Consider the following 13,167-nt stretch of genomic DNA (forward strand, 5'->3'; position numbering starts at 1 on the left):
CAACGGTTGCTCATACAGCTTCAACCACGCCATTGACCGCCCTATCGGAATCGGAGACCCATGCCCTCATTTACCGCGTTATCGATACAGCAACTGTATGAAGAAAATCGCGAATCGTTGCAACTGGGCTGGTTTGCCGGTTTCCCCGGCGGTGAACGCCTGATCTCCGGCGACGCCGCCTCCGCCGCCGACCAAGTCGGCCATCTGAATCTGATCCACCCCGGCCGCATCCAAGTCTTCGGCCACCAGGAAACCGAGTACTACCAACGCCTGTCGAACACCTCGCGCGCCTATCAAACCGCAGAGTTGGTGGCCGGCGAACCGCCCGCCTTCATCATCGCGCAGGGCCTGGCGACACCGCCCGACATCCTGGCGATCTGCGACGAAAAAAACATCCCATTGTTCTCGACCCCGCTGCCGGCCGCGCAAGTCATCGATTACCTGCGCGTCTACCTGTCCAAAAAACTGGCGCAGCAAATCACCATGCACGGCGTCTTCATGGACGTGCTCGGCGTGGGCGTGCTGATTACCGGCGAATCCGGACTGGGCAAGAGCGAACTTGGTCTGGAACTGATTTCACGCAGCCACGGCCTGGTCGCCGACGATGCCGTCGAATTCGCGCGCATCGCCCCCAACATGATCGAAGGCCGCTGCCCGCCGCTGCTGCAAAACCTGCTGGAAGTGCGCGGCCTGGGCCTGCTCGACATCAAGGCCATCTTCGGCGAAACCGCGGTGCGCCGCAAAATGCGCCTGAAGCTGATCGTGCACCTGGTCCGCCGCAGCACGCTGGAAGAAAATTACGAGCGCCTGCCGCTCGACGCGCAGTTCGAAGATGTCCTCGGCCTGCCGATCCGCAAAGTGGTCATCCCCGTGGCGGCCGGCCGCAACATCGCGGTGCTGCTGGAAGCGGCGGTGCGCAATACCATTCTCCAATTGCGTGGCATCGACACGCTCAAGGAATTCATCGACCGCCAGCGCAAGGCGATGAACGGCGAATAAGCCGGCGAGCGAATAAAAGCAAAGTCCGGTAAAGATTTTTATGCGTCGTGCAGAACGACAGCGCACGCGTTAAGCTGACAAGATACTGACCAATACTCAAACGTAGACTCAGGCTTGGGGTATCATCCTACTCATGCGTATCGTCCTCATTACCGGCATATCCGGCTCCGGCAAATCAGTGGCTCTCCATGTACTGGAAGACGCCGGCTATTTTTGCGTCGACAATCTGCCGCCGGCCCTGCTGCGCAATCTGGTGGAAACCCGCCAGAAAGAAGGCGACGAGGCCATGGCCGTGGCCACCGACGCGCGCAGCGCCGACTCCCTGGCCGGCCTTGGCCCTGACATCCAGTGGCTGAAAGACCAGGGCCATGACGTCAAGGTATTCTTCCTGACCGCCACCACCGAATCGCTGATCACGCGTTTTTCAGAAACGCGCCGCAGTCATCCGTTGTCGCATCGCCTGCTGCCCAACCAGAATCCGAGCGATCGCATGACGCTGACCGAGTGCATCCACAAGGAGCGCGAGATGCTGAGTGTGGTCGAAGGGCTAGGTCACGTGATCGACACCTCCAACCTGAGCGCCAACAAGTTGCGCGCCTGGATCCGCGACCTGATCGACACCAGCCGCGCCAGCCTGACGGTGCTGTTCGAATCCTTCGCATTCAAGTTCGGCGTGCCGCTCGATGCCGACTTGGTGTTCGATGTGCGCATGCTGCCCAATCCGCATTACGACCTGCGCCTGCGCCCGTTGACCGGGCGCGATGCGCCGGTGATTGAATTCCTCGAGGATTTGCCGGCGGTGCAGGATCTGCTCGGCGACATCCGCAATTTTGTGGAAAAGTGGCTGCCGTCGTTCAAGCGCGACAACCGCAGTTATCTCACCGTCGCCATCGGCTGCACCGGCGGCCAGCATCGTTCTGTGTACATCGTCGAACAGCTGGCGAAACATTTTGCGGCACACGAAAACGTCGTCGTGCGACATCGCCAGCTCAACTGACGCAAGACCAATAGGACCAACAACAGCGCGGACGATTTCAGTTCAGCAAGTCGTCGGCCTGCAATACACCCAACAATAACTTCTTGACCGGCGCCGGCAACGGCGCATCGGCAAGTTGCGCGATCGGATACCAGACATGGACCGATTCGGCGACATGCGGGCGACGCTTCTCCAGCACCACCTGATACGGTGAAATGTGCAGTTTGAAATGCGTGAAGACGTGCGAAAACGGCTGCAGCTTACGGCACGCCGCAATGGCGCCGAACGGCTGCATCGCGTTCTCCACCGCAGCGCCGAAGGCATCTGCATCGGCGCTCAGCGGCAGTTCCGGCAAGGACAGCAGGCCGCCCCAGATTCCACGGTCGGGGCGCAGTTCCAGCAGGACTTCGCTGCCTTCGCTGACCACCAGCATCATGGTTTCTTTTTCCGGCACCGCCTTCTTCGGCTTGCGCACCGGCAGTTCCGCCGTACGGCCGGTTGCCAGCGCAACACAGCGCGCCGCCAGCGGGCAGCGGTCGCAAGCAGGCTTGCCGCGTACGCACAAGGTCGCACCGAGATCCATTAATCCTTGCGTATACGATTCCATGTCGGCCTGCGGCAATAGCGCCACGGCGCGCCGCCACAACTGGTCTTCGACGGCCTTGGCGCCGGGAAAACCTTCGACGCCGAACACGCGCGCAAACACCCGCTTGACGTTGCCGTCCAAAATCGCGGCACGCTTGCCATAGGAAAACGCAGCGATCGCCGCCGCCGTCGAGCGACCGATGCCGGGCAAGTCCGCCAGCAATTCAGGATCATCAGGAAAACGGCCGCCGTATTCCGCCGCCACGCGCTGCGCGCAGCGATGCAGGTTGCGCGCGCGGGTGTAGTAACCAAGTCCGCTCCAGTGCGACATGACCGCTTCGGAAGGCGCCGCCGCGAGGCTCTCGACGGTCGGGAAACTCTGCAGGAATTTCTGATAGTACGGAATCACCGCCGTGACCTGCGTCTGCTGCAGCATGATTTCCGACAACCAGATGCGATAGGCGTCACGGGTGTTTTGCCACGGCAGCGCATGGCGGCCGTGCTGCTTTTGCCAGCCGATCACTGCCGCAGAAAAGGTCGGGTCGGCGAAATCCTGCGTCGCCTCGGCGTTGTTGAGGACGCGCTTCATCGCTGGCAGACCACGCAATAGAAGGTGGAACGCTGGCCCTGCTTGATCTGCCTGATCGGCGTGGTACAGATACGGCAAGCCTCGCCGGTGCGGCTATAGACGAAATAATTTTGCTGGAAATAACCCGACTGTCCATTGACGGCGATGAAGTCGCGCAAGCTGCTGCCACCCTGCTCAATCGCGGCGGCCAGCGTTTCGCGGATCGCCGTCACCAGCTTTTCATAGCGCGGCAGGCTGATCTTGCCGGCCGCCGTCTTGGGATTGATGCCGGCCTTGAACAGGCTTTCCGACGCATAGATGTTGCCGACGCCCACCACGATGTCGCCGGCCAACAGCACCTGCTTGATCGGCGCACTCCGGTTGCGCGTCTGGCGATGCAGCTCGCGGGCGGAGAATTTGTCTTCCAGCGGCTCCAGCCCGAGCCCGCGCAGCAAGGTGTGCTCCTCGATGTCGCCGTCGGCGTTGTCATGCCACAGGACGGCGCCAAAGCGACGCGGGTCGGTCATGCGCATGACGCTCCTGACCGGCTTGCCGACCATCAGGTCGAAATGGTCGTGCTTTTGCGGCACGATGCCGGGCGGCAGAACGCGAAGATGCCCCGACATGCCAAGATGCACGATCAAGGTGCCGTGGTCGAAATTGATCAGCAGATATTTGCCGCGGCGTCCGGTCGACCGGATCACGCATCCGGCCACCCGCTCGTTCAGGTCGGTGGGAAACGGCCAGCGCAATCCGCTGTGGCGCGTCACCACGCCCGCAACCGTCTGCCCCTCGAGATGGGGAGCGACGCCGCGCCGGGTGACTTCTACTTCTGGTAATTCGGGCATGGAACGATGACTTCTCTGGCTGAGCGGAACTGGCTGTGGGGAAAACAATAGAGTCGTAAATAAGGACGCGGGTGGGTAAACGCAAGACGGCCATGGACAGCTATGATAAGGCACATGCAGGCAGATGGTTTACACTCGCTTACACCAAGAAACATGCGGTTGGGCGTAAAATTAATATTTGCCTGCCCGCTCGCTCGTTCTTGCCGGATTATTTCCAGATCACCCCAGGATTACACTTGAAAAAACCTCTCGCCATTGTAACGCTCTCTCTCATGCTTTCGGCATGCGCAAGCCTGCAGCAACCCAGCGAGACCGATGCGGCTCCCGCTGCGAGCGGCAAGAAACAAACCCTGGTCAAAGCCTCGTCGGCGCGCAAGGGACAAGCGAAGGCCAAGGCCCAGCAGCCGGAAGACGTGGTGCCGCCGGCCGAGCTGAGCGAAGAAATCCTGTTCAAGATCCTCAGTTCCGAAATCGCCTTCCAGCGCGGCCAATGGCAAGCTGCTTACGTGACCCTGCTGGGCACGGCGCAGCAAACCCGCGATCCGCGCCTGGCCAAACGCGCCGCCGAAATCGCCCTGGCGGCGCGGCGCCCCAACGAAGCGCTGGCCGCCGTGCGCCTCTGGACTGAACTGGCGCCGCATTCGGATGAAGCGCTGCAAAATTACCTGGGCCTGATCATGTTGGGCGACAACATCGGCGAAATCCAGCCGCTCTTGACCCAACGCCTGGCCGAAGCCGCCCCGCAGGCGCGCGGCCCGATGATCCTGCAAATCCAGCGTTTGCTCAGCCGTGCGCGCGACAAGACCGCTGCATTCAACATCCTGCAAGCGGTGACTGCACCGTATCCGAACCTGGTTGAAACTCATCTCGCCCTGTCTCAAGGCGCATTCGCCAACCGCGATGCAGTGCGCGCGCGCGACGAAGCCAATCAGGCGCTCAAGCTCAAGCCGGATTCCGAGCTGGCGATCCTGACGCTGGCGCAAGTCACCCAGGATCCGGCGGAAGCCATGAAGCTGGTGGCTGATTTCCTGAAAAAATATCCCGACGCGCGCGAAGTCCGCATCGCCTATGCGCGCGGCCTGGTTGAACAGAAGCAGTTCGAACAGGCGCGCAGCCAGTTCCAGGTTTTGCTGAAAGACGATCAGGAAGATCTGACCACCTTGTTCGCGCTGGGCATCCTCAATGTGCAGACCAATCATCTGCCTGAGGCTGAGACTTACCTCAAACGCTATCTCCAGGTGCTGGCCACCCAGCCCGAAGATGAGCGCGACCCGACCCAGGCGCTGCTGCTGCTGTCGCAGATCGCCGAAGAACGCAACGACATCCCGGCCGCGCTCAAATGGCTGGAGCAGGTCGAACCTGGCGAAGCCTATATCAATGTGCAGATCCGTCGCGCCCAGTTGCTGGTCAAGCGCGGCGACATCAACGGCGCCCGCGCTGTATTGCAACAGGCGCAAGCCGAAGCCGGCAACGACCGCGAACAAATGCAGCTGATCCAGGGCGAAGCCCAGGTCCTGCGTGACGGCGAGCGTTACCAGGATGCCGCCGACGTACTGTCGGCAGGACTCAAACGCTTCCCGGAAAGCACCGACCTGCTGTACGACTACGCCATGGTCACCGACAAGACCGGTAACTACAAGGACATGGAAACCGCGCTACGCAAAATCATCGAGCTGACCCCCAACAACCAGCACGCCTATAACGCGCTCGGCTATTCGTTCGCCGATCGCAATATCCGCCTGCCGGAAGCAGTCACGCTGATCAAGAAGGCGGTGCAACTGGCGCCGGAAGACGCCTTCATCGCCGACAGCCTGGGCTGGGCGGAATTCCGCCTGGGCAACCTCGACGAAGCCGAAAAGGAATTGCGCCGCGCCTACGCCCTGCGTCCCGATCCGGAAATCGGCATCCACCTCGGAGAAATCTTGTGGGCGCGCGGCAAGCAGGACGAAGCCAAGCGCCTGTGGCGCGAAGCCCAGTCGAAAGATCCGAAGAACGACGTCCTGAAGAGCACGCTGGATCGCCTCAAGGTGCAGTTGTAATGCTGATCTTGATGCAAGAATGCGATTACAGCTCATGATGCGATTATTCAAACATGCGGCCGCAAGCGGCCTGGTGCTGCTGGCCGCCGGTTGCGCCAGCCTCTCTCCGCAAGACGGCAAAGACAACGGTCCCGCACTGGAGCGCCGCTACAGCGACGCCATCGATCTCGGCGGCCGGCTATCGGTGCGCTATGAACAGGAGGGGCGCGAGCAGGCCGTACACGGCAGTTTCACCTGGAACCAGAGCGCGCGCCATGTCGTCGTGACCTTGTTGTCGCCGCTGGGACAAACTCTGGCGACGATCGACATCAAGCCCGGCATTGCCGTATTGACACAATCGGGCAAGCCGCCGATGACCGCCGCCGATGTCGACATTCTCACCGAACAGGCGCTGGGCTGGCCCTTGCCGATTTCAGGCCTGCGCGACTGGCTGCAAGGCTTCGGACGCGGCGCCGACGGCAAACTGTTCGTAGCCCAGCCAGCCGCCGACACCGTGCGCCAGACGACGCGCGACGGTTGGAGCCTGAGCTACGGCGAATGGCAGGAAGGCGCGGCCAACACCGCCTCCAACCATCCCAAACGCATCGACCTGGCGCGTGAGACAAAACAAGCCGGTCCGGTTGCCATCCGCATCGTGATCGACAGTTGGAAAAACACCAGCACTCAATAATCACGAAGCCGCCGGCGTTTTGACGTCCTCCCTTCGCTTTCCAGAATCATTCCATGCCCGCAAGCCTTTTCGACTGCCCCGCCCCGGCCAAACTGAACCTGTTCCTGCACGTGACCGGCCGCCGCGCGGATGGCTATCATCTGCTGCAAACAGTGTTCCAGCTGGTCGATCGCAGCGACGCGCTGGATTTCACTGTGCGCGACGACGGCGTCATCCATCGCACCAATGACATCCCGGGCGTACCTGCCGATACCGACCTGGTGGTGCGCGCCGCACGCCTGTTGCAGGCGGCGAGCGGCAACCCCGGGCTGGGTGCCGATATCACCGTGCGCAAGCAATTGCCCATGGGCGGCGGTCTCGGCGGCGGTTCATCGGACGCCGCGACGACGCTGATCGCGCTCAATCACCTGTGGCAAACCGGCCTGACGCGCGCGCAATTAATGGCGCTGGGCCTGCAACTGGGCGCCGACGTGCCGTTTTTCGTGTTCGGCGGCAATGCTTTCGCCGAAGGCGTCGGCGAAGACCTTTTGCCTGTGAAAACTGTAGATTGCTGGTTCGTGGTGATCGAACCGGGCGTGTCGATTCCCACCGCGATAATTTTTTCGTCGCAGGAATTGACAAGGGATACGAAAGTGGTCAAAATAACGGACTTTCCTGAAGCGCATAATCTTCTTTACAGCGACTTCGGAAAAAACGACTTAGAAGTGGTGGCTGCCAAGCAGTTTCCTCCTGTCGCTGAAGCCATCAAGTGGCTCAAGACATTTGGAAATGCAAGGATGACCGGATCCGGCGCTTGTGTGTTCTGTGCTTTTGAACATGAACATCAGGCCGACGAAGTGCTGAAACAGATGCCTTCACAATGGATCGGATGGAAAGCCAAAGCGATGCAGGAACATCCTCTCGCCCATTTGACGAAGTCGTAGCCAAGAATTGGTTTGACGGCGAATGACAGACGATGCAGGCAGAAGCGCAGCGGATCGTTCGGCGACAGACAGCAGATTGCGTAGGGGAATCGCCAAGTTGGTTAAGGCACTGGATTTTGATTCCAGCATTCCAAGGTTCGAATCCTTGTTCCCCTGCCATTAAATTTGGGCAATAGTGAAGCGCCCATCAAGAAATAGAAAAGCCAAAGAGATAAGCCGCCAACGCAAGACTGTACAAGTCGAGCATTGTCGGCTTTTCGACTTTTAAACGATTGCATTCAGGGATACCCACATGGCAAACGAAAACCTGATGGTTTTTACCGGCAGCGCCAATCCAGAACTGGCGCAAGGCGTCGTTGAAAAACTCGGTATCCCTCTGGGCAAGGCCAATGTGTCGAAGTTCTCCGACGGTGAAGTGATGGTCGAGATCAACGAAAACGTCCGCGGCAAAGACGTCTTCGTGCTGCAGTCCACCTGCGCACCGACCAACGACAACCTGATGGAAATCATGATCATGGTCGACGCGCTCAAGCGCGCATCGGCCGGTCGCATCACCGCCGCGATTCCTTACTACGGCTATGCGCGCCAGGACCGCCGTCCACGCTCCGCCCGTGTTGCGATTTCGGCCAAGGTCGTTGCCAACATGCTGCAGGAAGCCGGCGTTGAACGCGTCCTGATCATGGATTTGCACGCCGACCAGATTCAAGGCTTCTTCGACATTCCGGTCGACAACATCTATGCATCGCCGATTTTGCTGGGCGACCTGGTGAGCAAGAACTACGACGACCTGCTGGTCGTGTCGCCTGACGTCGGCGGCGTGGTGCGCGCCCGTGCCCTGGCCAAGCGCCTCGGCTGCGACCTGGCGATCATCGACAAGCGCCGCCCGAAGGCGAACGTGTCGGAAGTCATGAACATCATCGGCGAAGTCGAAGGCCGCAACTGCGTGATCATGGATGACATGGTCGACACCGCCGGCACGCTGACCAAGGCCGCCGAAGTGTTGAAAGAGCGCGGCGCCAAGAAAGTCGTCGCCTACTGTACGCACCCTGTGCTGTCCGGCCCGGCGCTGGATCGCATCGCCAATTCGCCGCTGGACGAGCTGGTCGTCACCGACACGATTCCGCTGTCGGACGCCGCCAAGGCCTGCGGCAAGATTCGCCAACTGACTTGCGCCAGCCTGCTGGCCGAGACGTTCAAGCGCATCAGCAAGGGCGACTCGGTGATGTCGCTGTTTGCAGAATAAGTTTTCAGTTTCAGTTTTAATCCCGTCATGAAAATGACGGGATCCTTGAATCCCCTGGTCGCGGGGGATTTTTAACGCGAGACGACAGTCCCGCAACCTTTGGAGTTTCACATGAAAGTTATCGCATTTCCACGCAAAGAGCAGGGGACCGGAGCGAGCCGCCGCCTGCGTATTGCTGGTCAAACACCAGCCATCGTCTACGGTGGCACAGCTGCACCGCTGAACATCGCTCTGGACCACAACGCGCTGTACCACGCGTTGAAGAAAGAAGCCTTCCACTCGTCGATCCTCGACCTGGAAATCGAAGGCAAGGTTGAACAAGTTCTGCTGCGCGACTTCCAAGTCCACGCATACAAGCAACTGGTTCTGCACGTTGACTTCCAACGCGTCGATGCATCGCAAAAGATCCACGTCAAGGTGCCTCTGCACTTCGTGAACGCTGAAGTCTCGCCAGCCGTCAAGCTGTCGTCGGGCATCATCAGCCACGTCATGACCGAACTGGACATCTCCTGCCTGCCTAAGGATCTGCCGGAATTCGTTTCCGTCGATCTGGCGAAGCTGGAAGTCGGCCACTCGATCCACTTGGCTGACCTGAAGCTGCCAAACGGCGTGACTGCTGTTTCGCAAGAAAACCTGACAGTTGCTACCGCTTCGGTACCGGCAGGCAAGGTCGAAGCTGAAGGCGAAACGCCTGCAGCAGGCGACGCTGAAGCGAAGTAATCTTCGATTCAGTCAAGCTCAGCAGCAATAAAAAACCCGCTTCGGCGGGTTTTTTTATTGCCTGCATTTCCAGCATAGGCCCGGCGTCGGCAACAAGCCGACGCCATCACCAGGACTACCGTCCCAACCACGCCTTGCGCTTGCGTACCAAAGCAACCGGCTTGTCTTGCGCCGTCAGCGTTACTTGCGGCGCGCCGTCATTCTTCAGTTTGACCTTGAAACACATCAGCTCGTCACGACGGAATACGTGCAAGTCGACTACGTCATTCTCGTTGTAACGCGCCAGCAAGCCGTCCATGCCTGCCGCTGGAATACGTACGCCATCCAGCGCCACCAGGCGATCGCCCGCCGACAACCCGGCGCGCTGCCCTGCTCCGCCTTCATACACACTGGCAAGCTTGGCGTCGCCGCCATCGCGCGTCACACGGACGTTCATGCCCGGTCTGACGTCGTTGCGCACGTCAGCATAGGTGATGCCGAACGGCGCCACCAGCTGCTCCAGCGGCACATCTTCGGTACCGCGGATATAACGATCAAAGAAACGCTTCAGCTTCACGCCGCTGACTTCTTCGAACAAGGCCTCCGCGTCTTCCTCACCGACGCCCTTGCCGCCCTTGCGACTATAGAAATCACGGCCGAAGCGCTGCCACAGCGCCAGCATCACATCGTCCAGCGATTTGCGGCCGTTGGTTTCGGCGCGGATCGTCAGGTCGAGACCCAGCGCCACCAGCGAACCCTTGGTGTAATAGCTGACGATCGCGTTCGGCGCGTTTTCATCCTGGCGATAGTATTTGACCCAGGCGTCAAAGCTTGACTCGGCCACGCTCTGCTTGCGACGGCCGCTGCCGCGCAAGACGCCATTGGTGGTCTTCGACAGCATCTTCAGATAATCCGGCGTATCGATCAGGCCGGTGCGCACCAGGAACAGATCGTCGTAATAACTGGTAAAACCCTCGAACAGCCACAGCAGCGAGGTGTAACCCTCTTCCCGCAAATCATACGGCGCGAACATCGCCGGCTTGATGCGCTTGACGTTCCAGGTGTGGAAATATTCGTGGCTGCACAAGCCGAGATAGGTGCGATAGCCATCGGTCGATTCCGCCCTGCCCTTGACCGGCAGATCGCTGCGCGCGCAGATCAGCGCGGTCGAAGCACGATGCTCCAGACCACCGTAGCCATCGCCGACAACCATGGTCATGAAAACGTAGCGCGACATCGGCGCGCGCTTGCTTTTCGGTTCAAAGAAGGCAATCTGCGCTTCACAAATCTTCTTGAGATCGGCGGACAAGCGCGCCAGATCCAGGTTAGGCACATTGCCGGTGATGACGATGTCGTGCGGCACGCCATGTGCCGTGAACGTGGCCAGCGCGAAGTCGCCAAGCTCGACCGGATGATCGATCAGCTCGTCGTAATCGCCGGCGACATAGGTGCCGAAGCCATAACGCTTGGCCTTGAGTTCGGGCAGGGACGTCGCCACGCGCCAGCGCTTGTAGGCGTCGCCGTCCGGACGGCGGATGTCGACGATATGTTGCGACTGCTCCTGCCCTTCCACGCGCAGGAACACGCTGGTGCCGTTGAAGAACGCATGGGTCTGGTCCAGATGCGCGGTGCGCACCGACAAGTCCCAGGCGTAGACCTGATAGCTCAGCGTCAGTGGGCCAGTGCACGGTGCGGCGCGCCAGGTATGTTTGTCGAGTTTCCGCAGCGCGACTTTCTTGCCGCCGGCTTCGCCTCGGATCTGGACGATGTTGCGCGCGAATTCGCGAATCATGTAGCTGCCGGGAATCCACGCCGGCAAGGAAAATACCTGGCCGTCGGCAGCCGGCGCATCGACTGTCAGGGTGACGTCGAACACGTGGGCGGTGCAGTCGTTGGAGGTGATGCTGTAGCGAATCGGGGTGGTCATGTTGTTCTTCGGTTATCGTCGGCAGGAGCGACGACAGGCCCTGTCTGAAAAGTGAAATTCAATTGTACTTGAGCAAGGCTGATCCGGGCTGACACCCGGCTGATTTCCGTCCCCCGCACTCATCCTGCGGCTGAGCTTCAAAGTAAAAAAGCCGGAGAGACTTTCGTCAATCCGGCTTTTTTACTGCGTTCGCTTTTTACAGTGTCGTATCAGCGCGGCAGCACCGAAGAACCCATCAGGAACTCATCGACGGCGCGTGCGCATTGACGGCCTTCACGGATCGCCCAGACCACCAGCGACTGGCCGCGGCGCATGTCGCCTGCGGCAAACACCTTGTCGACCGAAGTCTTGTAGCAGCCTTCGCCGTCAGTTGTCGCCTTGACGTTGCCGCGTTGGTCCTTGTCGACACCGAACGATTCCAGTACTTGCTGCACCGGCGAGACGAAGCCCATGGCCAGCAGCACCAGGTCGGCCTTCATTTCGAATTCGGAGTTCGGCACTTCCTGCATTTTGCCGTCCTTCCATTCGACGCGCGCGGCGATCAGCTTTTCAACTTTGCCGTTCTTGCCTTCCAGACGCTTGGTCGCCACTGCCCAATCGCGGTCGCAACCTTCTTCATGCGACGACGACGTGCGCAGCTTGGTTGGCCAGTACGGCCAGACCATCGGCTTGTTTTCCGTTTCCGGCGGTTGCGGCATCAGTTCGAACTGGGCCACCGAAGCAGCGCCGTGACGGTTCGAGGTACCGACGCAGTCGGAACCGGTATCGCCGCCGCCGATCACGACCACGTGCTTGTCGGTCGCCATGATCTGGCCCTTGAGCTTGTCGCCGGCGTTGACCTTGTTTTGCAGCGGCAGGAATTCCATGGCGAAATGCACGCCCTTCAATTCACGGCCCGGCACCGGCAAGTCGCGTGGCAGTTCTGCACCGCCGGCGATGACGACGGCGTCAAAGTCTTTCTTCAGGTCGTCAGGCGAAACCGTTTCCTTGGACCAGTTGGTGATGTTGGCCGGAAAATCCTTGCCCACCAAGGTGCTGGTGCGGAAGACGACGCCTTCTGCTTGCATCTGCTCGACGCGCAGGTCGATGTGCGACTTTTCCATCTTGAAGTCGGGGATGCCGTAACGCAGCAGGCCGCCGACGCGATCGTTCTTTTCGAACACGGTGACGTCATGGCCGGCGCGCGCCAGCTGTTGTGCGGCGGCCATGCCGGCGGGACCGGAGCCGACCACGGCGACTTTCTTGCCGGTCTTGACGGCGGCCGGTTGCGGCGTGACCCAGCCGTTTTCCCAGCCCTTGTCGATGATGAAATGCTCGATCGACTTGATGCCGACAGCGTCGCTGTTGATGCCGAGCGTGCAGGCGGATTCGCACGGCGCCGGGCAGATGCGGCCGGTGAACTCAGGGAAGTTGTTGGTCGAGTGCAGCGTGTCCAGCGCTTCCTTGTAGTCGCCGCGATAGACCAGGTCGTTCCAGTCGGGAATGATATTGTTGACCGGGCAGCCGTTGTTGCAGAACGGGATGCCGCAATCCATGCAGCGTGCGCCTTGCACTTTGGCTTCCGCGTCGCCCAGATGCAGGACGAATTCCTTGTAGTGCTTCATGCGCGACTGCGGCGCTTCGCTCGCCTCTTTCAGGCGCTCATATTCCATAAAGCCGGTTACTTTACCCATTTTCCACTCACATTCTT

General features: G+C 60.1%; 11 protein-coding genes and 1 tRNA gene. 8 read left to right on the forward strand and 4 right to left on the reverse strand.

Annotation, left to right across the window (positions count from 1 at the left end; all coding sequences use genetic code 11):
- The first annotated feature begins 60 nt into the window (after nt 1-60).
- Both hprK and rapZ read left to right on the forward strand, forming a co-directional pair.
- On the forward strand, nt 61-999 hold the full coding sequence (hprK, locus tag ACIROY_RS17550; RefSeq protein WP_053195082.1) for an HPr(Ser) kinase/phosphatase: 939 nt from the start codon (nt 61-63) through the stop codon (nt 997-999).
- Between the two features lie 133 nt (nt 1,000-1,132).
- Nucleotides 1,133-1,996, forward strand: coding sequence for an RNase adapter RapZ (gene rapZ, locus ACIROY_RS17555; protein ID WP_402342793.1), 864 nt, complete (start codon nt 1,133-1,135; stop codon nt 1,994-1,996).
- Nucleotides 1,997-2,033: 37 nt separating this feature from the next.
- Here rapZ and mutY read toward each other — a convergent pair whose 3' ends face one another.
- Entirely contained in the window at nt 2,034-3,149 is a 1,116-nt protein-coding gene (gene mutY / locus ACIROY_RS17560; protein ID WP_402342796.1) for an A/G-specific adenine glycosylase, read from the reverse strand.
- Nucleotides 3,146-3,976 carry a bifunctional DNA-formamidopyrimidine glycosylase/DNA-(apurinic or apyrimidinic site) lyase gene (gene mutM / locus ACIROY_RS17565; RefSeq protein WP_402342799.1) on the reverse strand — a complete coding sequence of 277 codons (831 nt, stop codon included), beginning with the start codon at nt 3,974-3,976 and terminating at the stop codon, nt 3,146-3,148. The genes mutY and mutM overlap by 4 nt, the downstream gene beginning before the upstream one ends.
- Nucleotides 3,977-4,248: 272 nt before the next feature.
- Here mutM and ACIROY_RS17570 point away from each other — a divergent pair, with 272 nt between their 5' ends.
- The 6 genes from ACIROY_RS17570 to ACIROY_RS17595 all read left to right on the forward strand — a co-directional run bounded on the left by ACIROY_RS17570 (nt 4,249) and on the right by ACIROY_RS17595 (nt 9,571).
- Nucleotides 4,249-6,015, forward strand: coding sequence for a tetratricopeptide repeat protein (locus tag ACIROY_RS17570; RefSeq protein WP_402342802.1), 1,767 nt, complete (start codon nt 4,249-4,251; stop codon nt 6,013-6,015).
- A gap of 34 nt (nt 6,016-6,049) precedes the next feature.
- Nucleotides 6,050-6,685 (forward strand): outer membrane lipoprotein LolB, encoded by a 636-nt coding sequence (locus ACIROY_RS17575; protein ID WP_402342805.1) that lies wholly within the window; start codon nt 6,050-6,052, stop codon nt 6,683-6,685.
- Nucleotides 6,686-6,738: 53 nt separating this feature from the next.
- Complete coding sequence (gene ispE / locus ACIROY_RS17580) at nt 6,739-7,608, forward strand: 4-(cytidine 5'-diphospho)-2-C-methyl-D-erythritol kinase (RefSeq protein WP_402342807.1); 870 nt, start codon at nt 6,739-6,741, stop codon at nt 7,606-7,608.
- Between the two features lie 82 nt (nt 7,609-7,690).
- Nucleotides 7,691-7,767: transfer RNA gene (locus tag ACIROY_RS17585), tRNA-Gln, on the forward strand.
- Between the two features lie 133 nt (nt 7,768-7,900).
- Nucleotides 7,901-8,851 carry a ribose-phosphate pyrophosphokinase gene (locus ACIROY_RS17590; protein WP_016832843.1) on the forward strand — a complete coding sequence of 317 codons (951 nt, stop codon included), beginning with the start codon at nt 7,901-7,903 and terminating at the stop codon, nt 8,849-8,851.
- 111 nt (nt 8,852-8,962) lie between these two features.
- Nucleotides 8,963-9,571: a 50S ribosomal protein L25/general stress protein Ctc gene (locus tag ACIROY_RS17595; RefSeq protein ID WP_402275057.1), complete on the forward strand. Its 609-nt coding sequence runs from the start codon at nt 8,963-8,965 to the stop codon at nt 9,569-9,571.
- A 115-nt stretch (nt 9,572-9,686) separates the two neighbouring features.
- Here ACIROY_RS17595 and ACIROY_RS17600 read toward each other — a convergent pair whose 3' ends face one another.
- Complete coding sequence (locus tag ACIROY_RS17600; protein WP_402342810.1) at nt 9,687-11,477, reverse strand: M61 family metallopeptidase; 1,791 nt, start codon at nt 11,475-11,477, stop codon at nt 9,687-9,689.
- A 209-nt stretch (nt 11,478-11,686) separates the two neighbouring features.
- Nucleotides 11,687-13,150 (reverse strand): glutamate synthase subunit beta, encoded by a 1,464-nt coding sequence (locus ACIROY_RS17605; RefSeq protein ID WP_402275061.1) that lies wholly within the window; start codon nt 13,148-13,150, stop codon nt 11,687-11,689.
- Between the last annotated feature and the right edge of the window lie 17 nt (nt 13,151-13,167).

The organism is Herbaspirillum sp. NPDC101396 (assembly GCF_044767365.1).
GTDB lineage: Bacteria > Pseudomonadota > Gammaproteobacteria > Burkholderiales > Burkholderiaceae_D > Herbaspirillum.